The sequence below is a fragment of the Chengkuizengella axinellae genome (assembly GCF_030730905.1).
Classification (GTDB): domain Bacteria; phylum Bacillota; class Bacilli; order Paenibacillales; family KCTC-33759; genus Chengkuizengella; species Chengkuizengella axinellae.
The window spans coordinates 704,289-723,009 of sequence record NZ_JAVAMP010000001.1; the positions used below are offsets into that span (position 1 = coordinate 704,289).

Consider the following 18,721-nt stretch of genomic DNA (forward strand, 5'->3'; position numbering starts at 1 on the left):
AAGGAGGAAATCAAGTTGAACGCAGTTGATAACAGTGTCATAACAGATATAAAATTAGCACCGCAAGGTCATTTGAAAATTGATTGGGTAAAGGCACACATGCCTGTATTGAATCGCATTCGTGAACAATTTGAAAAAGAACAACCCTTTAAAGGATTAAAGGTTGCAATTTCTCTGCATTTGGAGGCCAAAACTGCATACTTGGCAAAAGTGGTGAAAGCAGGTGGTGCTGAAGTAACGATCACGGGTAGCAATCCATTATCTACTCAAGATGATGTGTGTGCAGCGCTTGTTGAGGATGGTATCACTGTATTTGCAAAGTACAATCCAGATCCTGAAGAATATAAAGAATTAATGGTTAAAACGTTAGAGACAAAACCGGATTTAGTTATTGATGATGGTGGGGATTTAGTTTCCATCCTTCACTCTGAAAGACAAGACTTATTAGATCAAGTTAGAGGTGGAGCTGAAGAAACAACGACGGGTATCTTAAGGTTAAAAGCGATGGAAAAAGAAGGCGAATTAAAGTTCCCTGTAGTAGCAGTAAATGACGCTTTTTGTAAGTATCTTTTTGATAATCGATATGGAACTGGTCAATCTGTATGGGACGGTATTAATCGAACTACGAATCTTGTTGTTGCAGGGAAAACAGTTGTTGTTGTAGGTTATGGTTGGTGCGGACGAGGTGTAGCCATGCGTGCAAAAGGATTAGGAGCAAACGTAATTGTTACGGAAGTGGATGCGATTAAAGCAGTTGAAGCATATATGGACGGTTTTCAAGTAATGTCTATGGATGAAGCGGCAAAACTTGGGGACTTCTTTGTTACTGTTACAGGAAATAAAGATGTAATTAGAGGTCAACATTACAAAGTGATGAAGGATGGTGCTATCCTTTCCAATGCTGGTCATTTTGATATCGAAGTGAATAAACCTGAATTAGAGGAGCAATCTTCATCTATTCGTACAGTTCGAAATAATATTGAAGAATATGCATTGAAGGATGGACGAAAAATCTATTTGCTGGCTGAAGGGAGATTAGTAAATCTTGCTGCAGGAGATGGACACCCAGCTGAAATCATGGATATGACGTTTGCACTTCAAGCGATGTCATTGAAATATGTGAATGAACAATACAAAAACATCGGCAATAAAGTAGAAAGTGTTCCTTATGAATTAGATGAGCAAGTAGCTAGAATTAAGCTGGAGTCATTAGGAATAAATATAGATGCACTATCTGAAGAACAAAAGAGTTATTTAGAAAGTTGGTCAGCACACTAAAAAATAGATGATTTTAAACCAAACAAGGATATCATATCGGACTATTGAACTATTTTTATGGAAAAATCCTGTGAAAAGCAGGATTTTTTTTATTTGTGTAGAAAATAGCTAGTCAAAGTGGTAGAAAGTGGTGTAAAGTGGTACGTAAGGGTGAGAGAGGGGTAGTTCCATTTGTTTATGGGTGAATATCAACACAACATAGATGAAAAAGGCAGAGTAATTGTGCCTTCTAAATTTCGTGATTCCCTAGGATCAACCTTTATTATGACCCGTGGATTAGACCAATGTTTGTTTATATATCCTTCTGCTGAATGGAGTGTCTTAGAAAAAAAGTTGAAAGCACTGCCTTTGATGAAATCTGATGCTAGAGCATTTACACGCTTTTTCTTTTCTGGGGCAACAGAATGTGAGTTAGATAAACAGGGAAGGGTAAACATACCGAATAATTTAAAATCACATGCGAAATTAGAAAAGGAATCGATTTTAATTGGAGTTTCCAATCGAATTGAGGTTTGGAATAAGGAAGTTTGGGAAGGTTATTTTCAACAATCTGAAAGTTCTTTTAATGAAATTGCTGAAAAATTGGTCGATTTAGATTTCGACATGTAAAATCATCATCTTTGGAGGGATCTTAGTGTTTCATCACATCACTGTATTAAAAGAAGAGGCTGTAGAGGCTTTAAATATTAAACCTGACGGAATATATGTAGATTGTACGTTAGGGGGAGCTGGACACAGCTCGTTGATTGCTTCCAAGTTAAGTTCAAAAGGGTTATTAATTGCATTTGATCAAGATGAATCAGCAATAGAACATGCAAAAGAGAAAATGCATCCGTATTTGGATCGTGTCATTTTCATTAAGAGTAATTTTCAAAACCTTAAAGAAGAATTAAGTCATCTTGATATTCCTAAAAAGGATCAAACGCCTCAAGTAGATGGTATCTTATTTGATCTTGGAGTGTCTTCGCCACAATTGGATGAAGCAGAGCGTGGTTTTAGTTACAATCATGATGCTGAATTAGATATGAGAATGGATCAATCCAGTTCACTTACAGCTTTTGAAATTGTGAATGAATGGTCTGAGCAGCAGTTGATTAAGATTTTATTTGAATATGGTGAAGAGAAGTTCGCTAAAAGAGTAGCTAAAAGGATTGTACAAACAAGATTGGATGCTCCTATTAAGTCAACAAAGGAGCTTGCTGAAATTGTAAAGGAAGCTATTCCTGCCGCAACTAGAAGGGTAGGTCCTCATCCTGCTAAAAGGAGCTTTCAAGCCATTCGTATTGCTGTAAATGATGAGTTGGGAGTTTTTGATTCAGCACTTCACCAGAGCATTGAATGTTTAGCTCCTAAGGGAAGAGTTTCTGTGATCACCTTCCACTCTTTAGAAGATCGAATATGTAAACATATATTCTCTCATTACATGCCTAAATGTACTTGTCCACCAGATTTTCCAATGTGTGTTTGTGATAAAAAAGCAACGATCAAATTGCCGCATAGAAAACCAATTGTACCAAGTGAAGCAGAGTTGGAAATCAATCCAAGAGCTCGATCAGCCAAATTAAGAGCTGCTGAAAAGTTATAGTGATATAAAGGGGAGAATTTTATGGCATTCGGAGTACATGGAAATCTAGCTGTAAAACAAGAAGATGTGAGTAGAAATGTTTATCGAAAAAAAACGCAGACCGTTGTAAGTAAGAAAAAAACCATTTCTGCACCGGAGAAGCTGCTTTATTTAATTGCGATTATATTTTGTGTAGTTATTGCAGGTTTTGTTATATTGAAAAATGCACAAATCTATGAAGTGAATACACAAATGCAGCAAATTTCCTTGGAAATTCAAAAGCTGGAGAAGGAAAATAAAAATTTAAAACTTGAAGTAAGAAAAATGGAAGATCCAAAAAGGTTAATTGAATATGCAGAATCACAAAATTTTGTGCTGACGGAAGAAACGAACGTATTACAAATTTCTCCCACCCCTAATCAGTCAGAAGAAGATCAAAATATTGCATATACAGAATAATGGAGTTGAAACCTATGAATAAAAAATCAAAAATTCGCTCCTTGTTGTTTGGAGGGGTCTTTACCCTTCTTTTTTTTGGACTCATTTATCAAGTTTATTGGCTACAGATTGTTAAATCTGCTGAGTATTTAGAACTAGCGCAAGATGTGTGGGAAAAAAACCAAGAAATTCCTGCCCAAAAGGGATTTATATATGATCGAAATGGTGAGGTTTTGGCGCAGGATGCGGAAGCGTATACTGTTGCAGTAAATCCTAAATTGATTAATGAACACGGGACTCTCTATGAGGTGATTGAGGCTCTAGCGCCATTGTTGGATATGAACACAATCGAAGGTAAAAAACGTTTAGAAGACACAATGACAAAAACAAAAGAAGATGGAAGCTATTATGGGCAAAGAGAGATTCGCAGGGAAGGTTGGAAGATTGATGCGTCAACAATGGAAGAAATTAAATTGGTTTTAGAAGAAAAAGAAATAGAGGGTGTATTTTTTCTTCCAGAGGAAAAACGAACGTATCCTGCTAATGATCTTGCTTCACATGTGTTAGGTTATGTTCGAAAAGATGGAGCTGCATCATCAGGGATCGAATATTATTACGAAGAATTGTTAAGTGGTATTCCAGGTTATCGGAGTTTTCAAAGTGACTCAAAATATTATGAAATACCAGACAGCAAAGTGTCTTATACTCCGCCTGAAAATGGAAGTTCTCTTAAACTTACCATAGATGAAAACATTCAATTGTATGTTCAACAAGCCATAGAAACGGCTTATGAACAATACAAACCAAAGAGTATTACAGCAGTTGCTGTAGATCCTCATACGATGGAGATTCTTGGTATGGCTAATCTTCCAAATTATAACCCCAATGAATATTGGGACTTTGAAAGTGAAGATCAGTTTACTAATCACGCTGTTAGTTCTCAATATGAACCAGGATCAACCTTTAAAATTGTGACTTTAGCTGCTGCTGTAGAAGAGGGGATTTTCAACCCAAACGATACGTATCAATCTGGATCTATTCTAGTATCTGGCTCAAGATTAACAGACCATAATGGTGTAGGTTGGGGTCTAATTACATATTTAGAAGGTTTAAAAAGATCTAGTAATGTTGCCTTTGTTAAACTTGGATATGAACAGCTGGGAAAAGAAAAATTAGATCAATACATTGCTGATTTTGGATTCGGTCAAAAAACAGGCATCGAGCTCCCAAATGAGGTTTCAGGAAAAACAAATCTCAGGTGGGATACTGAGGTAGCAACAGCAACCTATGGGCAAGGAATTACGGTAACTACCATTCAACAGATTGCAGCAATTTCTGCTATCGCAAATGGTGGAAAGTTAATGAAGCCTCAAATAGTAAAGGAGATTATTGACACGGATACAGGTCAAGTTATTGAAAAATTCTCTCCTGAATTAGTGAGTCAAGTTGTTTCGGAAGAAACGGCGAAAGAGGTTGGTTTGTATTTAGAACAAGTCATCTCAGACCAATCTATAGGAACAGGTAGATTAGCCTATATGGAGGGTTATCAAGCGGCAGGTAAAACTGGAACGGCGAATGTCGTTGTAGATGGAGAATATGCAAAAGGGGTTTGGATTAACTCCTTTATTGGATATGCGCCTGTTGAAGATCCTAAAATTGCATTGATTGTTGTTGCAGATCGCCCAGATTTGGGTGGTAATTATAAATTGGGTAGTTCTGTTGTTGCTCCTGTTTTTAAAGAGATTATGTTGAATAGCTTACGCTATTTGGATGTTGCTATACAATCAGATGAAGGAATTGGACAACCAGAGATAAAGGTAGAAACACCGAGTGTCATAGACTATACCGTTTTATCTGCAGAGAATGAATTTGCTAAAAATGGGCTGTCCTATGAAGTGTTGGGGAGTGGTACGCATGTAATAAAACAATTCCCTGCACCTGGAACAGAAGTAGCGTTGGGACAAAGTGGTTATTTATTTACTGAGTCACCTGATAAAATACCGGTTCCAGATTTAAGAAACAAGTCTTTACGTGACGTGATGCAATTCTGTTCTTTGTTGGAAATGGAGTGTCAAGTAAGTGGACAAGCATATGTTGTTAATCAGGAAGTGAAATACGAAGGGAATGAAAGAGTTGTTGTGTTGGAGCTGCAAACGCTAGAGCAGCAAGCGCAAGATAAACTTGAACAAGATGATGAGAATGAGGAGGGGTCTGCTTCTGAAACTCCACTACAAGAGCAAAGTCCTGACGGTAATTAATGGGGTTGCTCTCAATGATAGGCAAGTTTGTACTTCTCCTGGATTTTTCAAATTTGGAGTTGGGATATGCTTGTTCTAACCCTAACCCTTGTTGAATATCCTTGATATCAAATAGGAATCAAGGATTGGGATGAGGGGGAGACCATGAAAATCTCGAATGTCACTTTAAGAAAAAGAATATTTATAACATTATTGTTAGCTATTATTGGGTTTACTAGCTTGTGGATTAGATTGGGGTATGTACAGTTATGGGTTGGTCCTGAGCTTACGGAAAGAGCAGAGGACACTTGGCGAAGGAATATTGATTTTGAACCCAAAAGAGGGGGAATCATAGATCGTAATGGGGAACAGCTAGCTTATAATATTACATCCCCATCTGTATTGGCTATCCCAGTACAAATTGAAGATGCAAAAAGGACTGCAGAACAGCTGGCAACTGTTTTACAAATATCTGAAGAAAAAGTTTACAGCCTTATTACAAAGAAAGAAATAAGTGTTAAGATTCAACCAGGTGGACGAAAAATATCAATTGAAAAGGCACAGGAAATCAGAGAATTGAACTTGCCAGGAATTGTTATTGCAGAGGACAACGAAAGATATTATCCTTACGATAATCTAGCATCTCATGTTTTAGGTTTTACAGGTATAGATAATCAAGGTCTTACAGGTGTGGAATTAACATATGACAAGTACCTGACTGGTATTAAGGGGAGTGTTTCCTATTTATCTGATGCAAGAGGGAATTTGATGCCTAATGCTTCAGAACAATATACTGCACCAAAAGATGGGCTTACTCTACAGTTAACGTTGGACAAAAATATTCAAATGATAATGGAACGTGAATTAGATCAAGCCATGGTAAAGTATCAACCCGACAGTGCCCTAGCGATTGCGATGGACCCTAATTCAGGAGAAATTTTGGCGATGTCTTCAAAACCAGATTATGAACCAGGCAACTATGCTGAATACCCTTCAAGTATCTACAATCGGAATTTACCTATATGGAAAACGTATGAGCCTGGCTCAACTTTTAAAATCATTACTTTGGCTGCTGCTTTAGAGGAAGAGAAAGTAAATTTAACGAAAGACACGTTTCATGATCCAGGAAGCATTGAGGTGGCAGGCACAAGATTACGTTGCTGGCGACATGGGGGGCATGGCAGTCAAACCTTCTTGGAAGGAGTAGAAAATTCCTGTAATCCGGCCTTTGTTATTTTAGGTCAGCGACTAGGCAAAGAAACACTGTATGATTACATCAAAGATTTTGGCTTTGGTACGAAAACAGGAATTGATCTTGGTGGAGAGGAAAACGGGATATTATTTAATTTAGATCGCGTAGGACCTATTGAACTTGCTACAACATCTTTTGGTCAAGGGGTTTCAGTAACGCCAATTCAACAGGTAGCGGCCGTATCTGCTGCGATCAATGGAGGTACATTATATACACCACATGTAGCAGGCAGCTGGATTCATCCTGAAACAGGTGAGGTAGTTAAAGAAATAGAAGCAGAAGCAGTTAGAGAGGTTGTTTCTGAAGGAACGTCGATGCAGGTTCGTGAAGCTTTGGAAAGTGTAGTGGCCAATGGAACAGGAAGAAATGCTTACATAGATGGATATCGTGTCGGTGGGAAAACAGGGACAGCGCAAAAGGTTATTAATGGAAGATATTCTCCAAATGAACATATCGTTTCTTTTATAGGGTTTGCACCAGCGGATGCTCCAAAGGTTGTTATTTATGTTGCAGTGGATAACCCTAAAGGTATACAATTTGGAGGAGTAGTTGCTGCTCCAATAGTTAAAAATATGATGGAAGACACGTTGCGCTACATGCAAGTAGAACCAAGTAAAGATCAAATTGAAAGAGAATATCAATATGGCGATATTCAATATGAAGAGGTACCGAATTTAGTAGGAATGACAAAAACGGAACTTATTCAGAGTTTAAATCCTCATTTTCAACTTGTAAAATCTGGTGAGGGAAATGTGGTCATTAGTCAAGCGCCTAAAGCTGGTGAAAGAGTTGAAATAGGATCAAAAATACGTGTCTATTTATCAAATGAAAGTAATTGATATGCTTAAAACTACTGTATTCATACTTTAGTTTTAGGAGGTTTTATCCATGCTTCTAAAAGAATTTGCCTCATTATTAAAACTTTCTACTATTCATGGAGATGCAGATACAGTCATAACAGGTATTCAAACAGATTCAAGGAAGATTAAGTCGGGTGATTTATTTGTTTGTGTAGTGGGTCATCGAATGGATGGGCATAACTTCGCGGAGCAAGCTGTGGAAAACGGTGCTTCAGCCCTAGTAGTTGAACGTAAAGTCAAATTGGACATTCCAACAATATATGTAAAAGACAGTAGAATTGCATTGGCTTTATTTGCTTCGGCATTTTATCAATATCCAAGCCATAAGTTGAAACTTATTGGTGTGACCGGAACAAATGGAAAAACCACAACAACCTACTTGATAGATAAAATATTAAGAGATCGTTTCTTTAAAACAGGGCTCATGGGGACGATCCAAATGAAGATTGATCATCAAACTTACAGTGTTGAGAATACTACACAGGAGTCGTTAGAATTACAGAAAAATCTCAATTTGATGGTCAAAAGAAACATTGATTATTGCATCATGGAAGTATCAAGTCATGCACTCGAGATGGGCAGGGTAATAGGTTGTCGCTATCGCACAGCAGTATTTACAAATTTAACACAAGATCATTTAGATTATCATGGGACAATGGAAAAGTATAAGCAATCAAAAGGGCTATTGTTTTCAAGATTAGGCAATACATTTTCTGATAATCCGAATTTAAATAAATTTGCAATCGTAAACGGGGATGATGAAGCTTCATCCTATTTCAAGAAACTTACAACAGCAGAAGTATTTACATATGGGATTGAAAAGGAAGATGTGGATGTTCGAGCAACAGATATTCAAATTACTTCACAGGGGACACAGTTTAAGGTGATTTCATTTGCTGGAACATTAGATTTTCATCTTCGGCTTATTGGAAAATTTAATATTTATAATGCACTCGCGGCGGTTGCTACATCACTAATAGAGGGTATTTCTTTGGAAGAAATAAAGGGGAGCTTAAAGCAAATGAAAGGGATTGACGGGCGTTTTGAAGCTGTTTATGAGAACCAAGACTATTTGGTTATTGTGGATTACTCACATACCCCAGACAGTCTAGAAAATGCTTTAAAAACGATATCAGAATTTGCTGAAGGGAAAATTGTATGTGTCTTCGGGTGTGGTGGAGATAGAGATCGTACGAAAAGACCTTTAATGGGGCGGATAGCAGCAAAATATAGTGATTATGTATACGTTACTTCAGATAATCCTCGAACAGAAGATCCAAAACAAATATTGATTGAAATCGAACAAGGGATATCTGATTCTGGTATGGCTAAAAATCAGTATGAACTTATCGTTGATCGTTACCAAGCAATTGAAAGTGCAATTAAGAATGCAAAAGAAAAGGATATTATCTTAATTGCAGGTAAAGGTCATGAGACATATCAGGAAGTTCATGGCGTGAAAAATGAGTTTGACGATAGATTAGTGGCAAAGAAAGTGATAAGGAGTATAATAAAATGATGATCCGAGCATATGATGAAATAATCCGGATGTTGAAGACAGAGACATATTCAAAGCTTGATTCTTCAACTCAAATTCTAGGGGTTTCTACAGACTCAAGAAACATAGCACAGGGCAATTTGTTTATTCCACTTGTTGGTGAACATTTTGATGGTCATCTGTTTGTGGAAGAAGCTATCCATAAAGGAGCGACAGCAGCATTATGGCAATTGGATCATGACAACCCTCCTCAAAATATACCACTTATTTTTGTAAAAGATACGTTAGTTGCTTTACAAGAACTAGCCAAAGGGTATATGAAACAAATTGGAGCAAGAGTGATTGCAATAACTGGGAGCAATGGCAAGACAACAACAAAGGATATGGTTGCTTCTATATTGTCTACCACCTTTAAGGTGCATAAAACAGATGGAAACTTTAATAATCAAATTGGGCTGCCCCTGACATTGCTGCAAATGAAAGAAGAAACGCAGTTTGCTGTGCTTGAAATGGGAATGAGCGGCAGAAATGAAATTGATTTGCTGAGCCGATTGGCAGAACCAGAGATTGCGATCATTACAAATATCGGTGATGCACATTTACTGCAATTAGGATCTAGAGAAGAAATTGCAAAAGCAAAATTAGAGATCTTAAACGGATTAAAACAAAAAGGTGGTTTTGTATATCCAGGAGATGAACCACTTTTGGAGAATATGACTGATCTTGGATATGAATTACCAGCATCTACAAAAAAGATCCGATTTGGAAAATTGGGCGCTAATGATCTTTATCCCACAAATATTCAGATGGAAAAAGACGGGATAACTTTTGAGATAAATCATTCACAACATTGGAATTATTACATACCATTAATAGGAAAACACAATGTTATGAATGCTGTGGCAGCCATAGCGGTGTGTAAAATGATTGGCACCCAAGAAAAGGAAATTCAAAGAGGTTTAAAGCAGCTTAAAGTTTCAAGCATGAGAACTCAAAAAATGAAATCCAATAGTGGATTTACAATCATTAACGATGCATACAACTCCAGTCCAAATGCACTGAAAGCAACCATTGAGATGTTAGAGGAATTAAAAGGATATCGCCATAAAATTCTGGTAGTAGGTGACATGTTAGAGCTGGGAGAGAAGGAAGTAGAGCTGCATCGTGAAATAGGGAGATTGCTTGATCCTCAGAGGATACATCATGTATTTACTTATGGAAGTTTAGCAAAAGAGATTGGACTAGAATCATTGAATCATTATTCCCCTGGAAATGTTAAATTATTTGATAATAAGGAAAAACTAATTAATGAGCTAATTCATGTTGTTTCACAGGAAGATTTAATTCTGATAAAAGGCTCTCGCGGGATGAAACTAGAAGATGTCGTTCACGAATTGAAAAATAGATAAGGAGGCAGGGTTTGTGGATTATAATATTATGTACTGGACAATAGGGGTTGCATTCATCTTAGCGTTGATTACAGGACCGCTATTTATTCCTATCCTGCGCAGGTTGAAATTTGGACAACAAATTCGAACTGAAGGACCACAGGGACACCAAAAGAAAAAAGGAACACCCACTATGGGTGGAATCATTATTCTTTTAGCCTTGTCTATTACTTTCTTTCGTTTTTCTGACGATTACGGATTGGAATTTTATATTTTGATTGTTGCTACTTTTGGATTTGGACTCATTGGTTTTTTAGATGATTATATTAAAGTTGTGTTTAAACGATCCATGGGGTTAACAGCAAAGCAAAAGTTATTAGGGCAACTCTTAGTTTCCATTATTATTTGTGTCATGTTATTTGCTATTGATTATAGTACAGCTCTTCATGTTCCGATTATTGAAAAAAGCATTGAATTAGGCTGGTTGTATTTCCCATTCATTATTATTGTATTGTTGGGGACTACAAATGCAGTGAATTTAACAGATGGTTTGGATGGATTAGTGTCTGGTACAAGTGCCATTGCTTTTGGGGCGTTTGCTATCATCTCTATGATGAATTCTCAGTTTGAAACAGCTATTTTTTGTGCGGCTATGATTGGAGCTGTTTTGGGGTTTTTGGTATTCAATGCACATCCAGCCAAAGTGTTTATGGGAGATACAGGATCACTCAGTATTGGAGGGGGATTAGCAGCTGTTGCTATACTTACAAAATCAGAACTGTTATTAGTCATTATAGGTGGAGTATTTGTGATCGAGAATCTCTCTGTCATTATTCAAGTCATTTCGTTTAAAACGACCGGGAAACGGGTTTTTAAAATGAGTCCAATCCATCATCATTTTGAGTTGAGTGGCTGGTCGGAGTGGCGAGTTGTCATTTCATTTTGGTTGTTAGGTCTCGTTTTGGCGGGAGTTGGACTTTATATTTATTAAGGGGCGTTAAAATATGAATCATCCTCGTTTTTATAAGGATAAAAGCGTACTTGTATTGGGTTTAGCCAAAAGCGGACAGGCTGCTGCGAAGTTATTTCATCAATACGGTGCCAAGGTAACTATCAATGATAGAAAAGAAAGAGAAAGCTGTCCTGAGGCAGAATCACTGGAGGCACTAGGCATTACTGTGATTTGTGGAGGACATCCACCTGATTTAATACATCCAGAGCTTGCACTGATTGTTAAAAACCCTGGTATTCCATATAAAATTCCACCTATTAAGCGAGCACTTGATATAGGGATTGAAATCATAACTGAGATAGAGGTGGCTTATCATATTAGTGCTGCTCCTATGATTGGAATTACAGGTTCTAACGGGAAAACGACAACAACAAGTTTGATTGGAGAAATATTGTCTGCTGATTATCAATCACCGATTGTTGCAGGGAATATTGGTACTCCATTATGTGAGGTTGCACAGGAAGCGCATGCTAATCAATGGATTGTTGCTGAACTAAGCAGCTTCCAATTGAAAGGCATTCGTGAGTTCAAACCAAAAATATCCTGTTTATTAAACATATATGAAACTCATTTAGATTATCATGTCACTTTAGAAGATTATGTTGAATCCAAAAAAAATCTATTTAAAAATCAATCATCAGATGAAATAGCTGTACTCAACTGGGATGATGAAACGTGTCGCAATATAGCGAAAGAGATTCAAGCTGACATCCTTCCCATTTCGACAAAAAAACAATTGGATTATGGAGTTTATATAAATGATCATAAAATCATTTATAAAGACAAGGAAGGTCTAACACATTTTATAATAGATACTTCATCTTTAGGAGTAGGTGTAAGGCATAATCAGGAAAATGCCTTGGCTGCAACGGCTGTTGCCATAGCGGCAAAAACAGAGTTGTCCGTCATTAGCGATGTGTTGCAACAGTTCAAAGGCATTGAGCATCGCTTAGAATTTGTTGCTTCTAAGGACGGGATTGATTATTACAATGATTCAAAAGCGACAAATCCAACAGCTACCAATAAAGCACTAGAAGCTTTTGGAAATAATGTGATCTTAATCGCAGGTGGCTTAGACAGAGGATCTGATTACATGGAGTTAGAGTCACAGTTTAGTTTAAAGATCAAAGGTCTAGTCACTTTAGGAGAAACGCGTCAGAAAATAAAAAAGGTGGCTGAGTCGGCAGGCGTCCAATCAGTCCGCTCCGTAGAAAAATATTTGAATGAAAATGATGCGATAAATCAAGCAGTTATTTATGCAAAAGAAATGTCTAGAGATGGGGACGTTATATTGCTCTCTCCAGCGTGCGCTAGCTGGGATATGTTTAAAACCTTTGAAGATCGTGGAAGAATGTTTAAAGAAGCGGTGCATAACCTTTAATAAAAAAGGTTGTACTAGGAGGAGGATTTCTTTGGCGAAAATCCGTTCTGCACCAGATTCCTTAATTATTGTATCCACTCTAATGCTTTTGGGAATTGGTTTAATTATGGTTTACAGTGCAAGTGCCGTACTTGCTTTTCACAATTTTGGCGATTCCTTATTTTATTTGAAAAGACAGTTTGTTTTTGCTGTACTAGGCATTTTTGCACTTTTTTTCACAATGAATATTGATTATTGGGCATGGAAAAAATTTGCTAAAATGATTTTGATTTCAGGTTTTATTATGTTGATACTCGTATTAATTATAGGCGATGTACGAGGGGGAGCTAAAAGCTGGTTAGGAGTTGGATCACTAGGTATTCAACCTTCAGAGTTCATGAAGCTGGCTGTAGTGCTGTTTTTAGCAAAGTTTTTAACCGATCGAGATAAAGAGATTACGCTGTTTGTTCGAGGGTTAATGCCTCCTTTATTACTCGTAGGAGCTGCATTTGCTTTGATTATGCTGCAGCCTGATTTAGGAACGGGTGCTGTTCTTGTAGGTGCATCGCTGATCGTTATTTATGTAGCTGGCTTAAAAATTTCTCATTTAGTAGGTCTAGCCATGATTGGTGTGATTGGGCTAGTGGGATTAATTATAACCGCTCCTTATCGATTAAAACGTATTACTGGTTTTTTAGATCCGTGGGAGGACCCGCTGGGAACTGGATACCAAATAATACAGTCATTATACGCCATTGGACCTGGAGGTTTGGTTGGATTAGGGTTAGGGAGAAGTAGGCAGAAGTACAATTATTTACCAGAGCCTCAAACCGACTTTATATTTTCTATTATTTCAGAAGAACTTGGATTTATAGGTGGGAGTGTTGTTTTGATTCTATTTCTCATTTTGATTTGGAGAGGATTTAGAGTGGCCATCACTGCACCTGATTCATTTGGAAGTTTACTAGCCGTAGGAATCATAAGTATTATTGGAGTACAAGTTATGATTAATATAGGCGTTGTTATTGGAATGTTTCCAGTCACAGGGATTACATTGCCACTCATCAGTGCAGGTGGCTCATCATTAACTTTGTTGTTGACAGCTATTGGGATATTGCTTAATATTTCAAGATACTCAAGATAAATTAGAGTCCAGAAACAGTAACCCTTAGAGTAGAGACTTTATTTTTAAAACATCGCAGTATACTGAAGTCTGGACTTTAATCTGAAAACTGGTTCCTGTCTTGTAACAAATCGATATGATAAAACATAAAATAACCTATAATCGTGACAAAGCTAATTACAAACTCTGCAAAAGGAGGTTTATCCCATGAAAAGAGTCATTGATGAATTACGTGCAGCTGGGATTAACAAGGTGTATCAAGATGAACCAATGGCTGAATATACAACATGGAAAATTGGTGGTCCTGCCGATTTATTCATTGTGCCAGAGCATATAGAAGAATTATCTGAAACAATCAAAATATTACACAATAACGGAGTCCCTTGGATGCAAATTGGTAGAGGTTCTAACCTGCTGATTTCGGATAAAGGCATAAGAGGTGCTGTCATTAAATTAGGCAAGGGATTTGAGACTATACATTTTGAAAAAAATCGGGTGTATGTTGGCGGTGCATTTTCCTTTATCAAGTTGAGTGTGTTAGCCGCAAAAGAAGGATTAACTGGTTTGCAGTTTGCAAGCGGAATACCTGGCACCGTAGGGGGAGCCGTATATATGAACGCAGGAGCCCACGGATCAGATATGTCACGAATACTATCAACAGCTAAGATTGTACTGGAGACAGGGGAATTGGTTGAATGGTCAGCCGATGATTTGAAATTTGCATATCGTGATTCTATACTTCATAGGAAAAAGGGAATTGTAGCAGAGGCTGTTTTAAATCTCGAATATGGCAACCGCAAAGACATTGCCAAGTTAATGGCAACGCTTAAAGAACGTCGATTAAAAACCCAACCGCTGCAATTAGCATGTGCCGGGAGTGTGTTTCGCAACCCTGATCAAAATCATGCTGCAAAATTGATTGAACAAGCTGGTTTGAAGGGAACACGTATCGGGGGAGCAGAGGTATCGACCTTACATTCCAATTTCATTGTCAATACAAATCAAGCGACAGCTAGAGACGTCCTCACCTTAATAGAACACATTCAGAGTGTTGTATACGAGAAATATGACGTATTTCTTGTTCCAGAGGTTTTACAGGTAGGTGAGCGGTAATTCGGAGGTGAGACATTGGAGAAATTGGTTATCGAAGGTGGGAGGCCTCTTACAGGAACGTTACGTATTCACGGATCAAAAAATGCAGCATTGCCGATTCTAGCAGGTTGTATTCTAGTAGATGGGAAACTCTCCATAGAAAATGTACCAGACTTGCTAGATATAAAGGTAATGATTGAAATATTAAACGCAATTGGCTGTGAGGCTAACCACCAAGATGAAAGAGTACTATTGGATACATCATCTATCTATTCACATCACATCCCTGAAGATTTGATGAAACAAATGAGATCATCCATATTTATGATGGGCCCTCTATTAGCTAGGTTTGGTCAAGTGCAGGTATATCAGCCGGGTGGTTGTGCTATAGGGGAAAGAAAGATAGACTTGCATTTAAAAGGGCTGAAAGCTCTGGGGGCTGTAGTTGAGGAATCTGAACAAACAATCATTTGCCGCGCTGAAAAGTTAATAGGAGCAGATATTCACCTGGATTTTCCTAGTGTTGGCGCTACTGAAAACATCTTAATGGCAGCCGTATTGGCTGAAGGAGATACTACGATTCAAAATGCTGCTAGAGAGCCGGAAATCGAAGATCTAGCAAATTTCTTGAACAAAATGGGAGCTCATATTACTGGTGCAGGCACAGAAAAAATTCACATAAAAGGTGTTAAAAAATTAACCCCTTGTCATTATCGTATTATTCCTGATCGAATCGTAGCCGGAACATTAATGATAGCTGCAGCTGCAACTGGTGGCAATGTTGAATTAAATTCCGTATGTCCTGAACATCTTAAAGCTTTAATGCACGTGCTGAAAAAAGCAGATGTTCAAATTACTTTGAAAAATGATATAATTAAAATTAATAGTTTAAATAGACCAAAATCGTTAGATCGAATTGTAACATCACCTTATCCTGCTTTCCCAACAGATTTACAATCACAAATTATGGTGTTAATGTCTATGTCTGAAGGGATTACAACGATCAAAGAAAAGATTTTTGAGCAGAGATTCAGGCATGTTGATGAGTTAAAAAGAATGGGTGCAGATATTCGGGTGAACAATAATATTGCTTATATTCGAGGTGTTCCAAGGTTGTACGGAGCCAAAGTCAAGGCAACGGATTTGAGAGCTGGCGCAGCTCTGGTAGTTGCAGGATTGGCGGGAAAGGGAACGACTACAGTTGAACATATCTATCATATCGATCGAGGGTATGTACAAATTGAAAATATTTTTAAACAACTAGGAGCTAATATAACGAGATGTGTTGAATCACCTGTATCAAAATGATATATTCATATGTCTATTGATTTGGTAAGTAGTCAGTGAGCCTTTAGGTGGTGAACTTATGCAAAAAAGAAATAGTGTACCTGTCTTACGTAAGCAAAAAGTAAAATCTCGCAGCAACCGAAAGCTGTTGCTGCTTCTTTTTTTGTTTTTTACGGTAATATTAGTTGTTTTATTTTTTAACTCACCCTTAAGTAAAATTTCTCAAATCTCTATCAATGGAGCGCAAGTTTTATCAGAAGAAGAAATCAGACAAGCTCTATCATTGAATGAGGGGGACAGGTATTTTTTTATTGAAGAAGAAGCTGTTTTAGAGAAACTAAATGTTAACAATGTTATAAGAACGGTTCAACTTAGCAAAAAGTTTCCTGGTCAAATTGAGATTAACATTACAGAATATCCTATTGTGGCATATGAAATGAATTCGCACTCAAATCAAATGGAAGTCATATTTTCAAATGGTTTTGCTAAAGAAATTGACAATCAGGAGATTATGATAGACAAGCCCATATTAACAGGCTGGTCGGATGGGATTGAAGATGTAAAAAAGGAATTAAGTCTTGTGTTAGAAAAAATTCCGGACCATCTGCTTATTGAAATCTCAGAAATAAGTCCCCTACCCCCTACACTGTCATATAAAGATAAAATAATTATCTTTACACGTTCTTCATTTGAAGTTATAACAACGGTTAGTTATTTAGAAGAAAAGATATTATATTTGGATAATGCAATCAATAAATTGAAGCAGAATGAAAAGGTGTCAGGAAGGATTTATATGTTAGATTCTGATACATATGAACCAATTGAAATAGGAGAAAGATCTCAATTAAATAGTGCGGAAGAATCGTTTGGAATCGAATGAACATTGTTTTTAAAATTCTACTTCTAAATATTAAGAAAAAATGTTAATATTGTATTTACGGGGTTAGATAGAGGTAGATTCATATTTTTAAATAAATTTTACATAAAAAAGAGGGAAAAATTAAGCTGTGTTGAATATGTTACAGAAGTGTATTTTAAAAATATATAATCTTTCTGAAACAGGAGGTGCCAAAGAGTGAGCAGCAATGAAACCATTGTTAGTTTAGACATCGGTACATCCAAAGTTCGAGTAATTATAGGTGAAATCCATAACGGTGCTATTAATATTGTTGGAGTTGGGTCTGCTGACTCCCAAGGAATTCGAAAAGGTGCCATCGTTGATATTGATCAGACTGTGCAATCTATTAAAAAAGCAGTGGATCATGCTGAACGTATGGTAGGTATTCAAATTTCTGAAGTATATGTTGGAATTTCTGGAAATCATATTGATTTGCAATCCAGTCACGGTGTGGTAGCTGTATCAAACGATGACCGAGAGATTGGTTATGAAGATATAGAAAGAGTCCTTCAAGCTTCTAAAGTGATCGCACTGCCGCCAGAACGAGAAATCATCGGAGTTGTACCAAAGCAATATTTGGTTGATGGATTAGAAGGAATACAAGATCCAAAAGGTATGATAGGAGTTAGACTTGAAGTCGAAGCAACAATCATAACAGGTGCCAAAACCAATGTACATAATTTACTTCGATGTGTAGAAAAGGCAGAACTTAGAGTATCTGGACTTACCTTAATGTCTCTTGCCTCTGCTCAGCTGGCATTGTCAAAAGATGAAAAAACTTTGGGAACCGTGTTAGTAGATATAGGTGCTGGTGCAACTACACTAGCCATTTTTGATCAAGGAAATTTAGTGAAAACTACAACTTTACCTGTCGGTGGAGATTTTATCACAAATGATATTTCCATAGGACTGAGAACCCAAACTGAAATAGCTGAAATGATAAAAATGAAGTATGGGTGTGCTTTAGTTAGAGATGCTGCTGAAGATCAGGTATTCAAAGTGCCACGTGTAGGAAGTAATTCAGAGAAGCAATATACGCAAGTAGATTTATCTCATGTTATAGAACCACGTGTCAGAGAGATTTTTCAGCTTATAGATAAAGAAGTGAAACGTATAACAGATAATGATATTGCAGGAGGATACGTCATTACAGGCGGATCAGTTTCTACGGCTGGTTTACTAGAAATAGCACAGGAAGAGCTTAAATCTTCTGTCAGAGTAGCAGTTCCTGATTTTATAGGTGTTCGAGATCCAGCATATACAAATGGAGTGGGCATTATACAGTATGTTTATAAATATGCAATGTATCAATCACTCGAGGATGATTCACCTAATTATTCTCAGAACAAATCTGCCAAAAGACCTAGTAAGACAACGAATAAACCAGGTGCATTTGAACGATTTAAAAACTGGTTAAGTGAATTTATTTAACTT

The 18,721-nt window shown here is 37.2% G+C and carries 15 protein-coding genes; all 15 read left to right on the plus strand.

Features of this window, described 5'->3' with window-relative positions:
* Window positions 1–15 precede the first annotated feature (15 nt).
* Window positions 16–1,278: an adenosylhomocysteinase gene (locus Q5Y73_RS03430; protein ID WP_371320135.1), complete on the plus strand. Its 1,263-nt coding sequence runs from the start codon at window positions 16–18 to the stop codon at window positions 1,276–1,278.
* A 171-nt stretch (window positions 1,279–1,449) separates the two neighbouring features.
* A complete protein-coding gene (gene mraZ / locus Q5Y73_RS03435; RefSeq protein ID WP_305990435.1) occupies window positions 1,450–1,887 on the plus strand; it encodes a division/cell wall cluster transcriptional repressor MraZ in 438 nt (145 codons plus the stop codon).
* 25 nt (window positions 1,888–1,912) lie between these two features.
* On the plus strand, window positions 1,913–2,863 hold the full coding sequence (gene rsmH / locus Q5Y73_RS03440) for a 16S rRNA (cytosine(1402)-N(4))-methyltransferase RsmH (protein ID WP_305990436.1): 951 nt from the start codon (window positions 1,913–1,915) through the stop codon (window positions 2,861–2,863).
* Window positions 2,864–2,884: 21 nt separating this feature from the next.
* Window positions 2,885–3,301 (plus strand): cell division protein FtsL, encoded by a 417-nt coding sequence (gene ftsL / locus Q5Y73_RS03445; protein ID WP_305990437.1) that lies wholly within the window; start codon window positions 2,885–2,887, stop codon window positions 3,299–3,301.
* A 14-nt stretch (window positions 3,302–3,315) separates the two neighbouring features.
* Entirely contained in the window at window positions 3,316–5,538 is a 2,223-nt protein-coding gene (locus tag Q5Y73_RS03450; RefSeq protein WP_305990438.1) for a penicillin-binding transpeptidase domain-containing protein, read from the plus strand.
* Between the two features lie 144 nt (window positions 5,539–5,682).
* The gene (locus Q5Y73_RS03455) at window positions 5,683–7,608 is read left to right on the plus strand and encodes a stage V sporulation protein D (protein WP_305990439.1); all 1,926 of its coding nucleotides are present in this window, start codon (window positions 5,683–5,685) and stop codon (window positions 7,606–7,608) included.
* 49 nt (window positions 7,609–7,657) lie between these two features.
* Window positions 7,658–9,148, plus strand: coding sequence for a UDP-N-acetylmuramoyl-L-alanyl-D-glutamate--2,6-diaminopimelate ligase (locus tag Q5Y73_RS03460; RefSeq protein WP_305990440.1), 1,491 nt, complete (start codon window positions 7,658–7,660; stop codon window positions 9,146–9,148).
* Window positions 9,145–10,536: a UDP-N-acetylmuramoyl-tripeptide--D-alanyl-D-alanine ligase gene (locus tag Q5Y73_RS03465; protein ID WP_305990441.1), complete on the plus strand. Its 1,392-nt coding sequence runs from the start codon at window positions 9,145–9,147 to the stop codon at window positions 10,534–10,536. Before Q5Y73_RS03460 ends, Q5Y73_RS03465 begins: the two co-directional genes overlap by 4 nt.
* A gap of 13 nt (window positions 10,537–10,549) precedes the next feature.
* On the plus strand, window positions 10,550–11,506 hold the full coding sequence (gene mraY / locus Q5Y73_RS03470; protein ID WP_305990442.1) for a phospho-N-acetylmuramoyl-pentapeptide-transferase: 957 nt from the start codon (window positions 10,550–10,552) through the stop codon (window positions 11,504–11,506).
* A 13-nt stretch (window positions 11,507–11,519) separates the two neighbouring features.
* On the plus strand, window positions 11,520–12,908 hold the full coding sequence (murD, locus tag Q5Y73_RS03475; RefSeq protein ID WP_305990443.1) for a UDP-N-acetylmuramoyl-L-alanine--D-glutamate ligase: 1,389 nt from the start codon (window positions 11,520–11,522) through the stop codon (window positions 12,906–12,908).
* 31 nt (window positions 12,909–12,939) lie between these two features.
* Window positions 12,940–14,031 (plus strand): stage V sporulation protein E, encoded by a 1,092-nt coding sequence (gene spoVE / locus Q5Y73_RS03480; RefSeq protein WP_305990444.1) that lies wholly within the window; start codon window positions 12,940–12,942, stop codon window positions 14,029–14,031.
* 186 nt (window positions 14,032–14,217) lie between these two features.
* Window positions 14,218–15,123: a UDP-N-acetylmuramate dehydrogenase gene (gene murB, locus Q5Y73_RS03485; RefSeq protein WP_305990445.1), complete on the plus strand. Its 906-nt coding sequence runs from the start codon at window positions 14,218–14,220 to the stop codon at window positions 15,121–15,123.
* 15 nt (window positions 15,124–15,138) lie between these two features.
* Window positions 15,139–16,410: a UDP-N-acetylglucosamine 1-carboxyvinyltransferase gene (murA, locus tag Q5Y73_RS03490; RefSeq protein ID WP_305990446.1), complete on the plus strand. Its 1,272-nt coding sequence runs from the start codon at window positions 15,139–15,141 to the stop codon at window positions 16,408–16,410.
* A 58-nt stretch (window positions 16,411–16,468) separates the two neighbouring features.
* Window positions 16,469–17,269 (plus strand): cell division protein FtsQ/DivIB, encoded by an 801-nt coding sequence (locus Q5Y73_RS03495; protein ID WP_305990447.1) that lies wholly within the window; start codon window positions 16,469–16,471, stop codon window positions 17,267–17,269.
* 195 nt (window positions 17,270–17,464) lie between these two features.
* Window positions 17,465–18,718: a cell division protein FtsA gene (ftsA, locus tag Q5Y73_RS03500; RefSeq protein WP_305990448.1), complete on the plus strand. Its 1,254-nt coding sequence runs from the start codon at window positions 17,465–17,467 to the stop codon at window positions 18,716–18,718.
* The last annotated feature ends 3 nt before the right edge of the window (window positions 18,719–18,721 follow it).

Excerpts from the sequence above, each read along its gene's own strand:
- ftsL (WP_305990437.1), top strand. The coding sequence starts at position 2,885 with ATGGCATTCGGAGTACATGGAAATCTAGCTGTAAAACAAGAAGATGTG.
- Q5Y73_RS03450 (WP_305990438.1), top strand. The coding sequence starts at position 3,316 with ATGAATAAAAAATCAAAAATTCGCTCCTTGTTGTTTGGAGGGGTCTTT.
- Q5Y73_RS03455 (WP_305990439.1), top strand. The coding sequence starts at position 5,683 with ATGAAAATCTCGAATGTCACTTTAAGAAAAAGAATATTTATAACATTA.
- Q5Y73_RS03460 (WP_305990440.1), top strand. The coding sequence starts at position 7,658 with ATGCTTCTAAAAGAATTTGCCTCATTATTAAAACTTTCTACTATTCAT.
- Q5Y73_RS03465 (WP_305990441.1), top strand. The coding sequence starts at position 9,145 with ATGATGATCCGAGCATATGATGAAATAATCCGGATGTTGAAGACAGAG.
- murD (WP_305990443.1), top strand. The coding sequence starts at position 11,520 with ATGAATCATCCTCGTTTTTATAAGGATAAAAGCGTACTTGTATTGGGT.
- murB (WP_305990445.1), top strand. The coding sequence starts at position 14,218 with ATGAAAAGAGTCATTGATGAATTACGTGCAGCTGGGATTAACAAGGTG.
- Q5Y73_RS03495 (WP_305990447.1), top strand. The coding sequence starts at position 16,469 with ATGCAAAAAAGAAATAGTGTACCTGTCTTACGTAAGCAAAAAGTAAAA.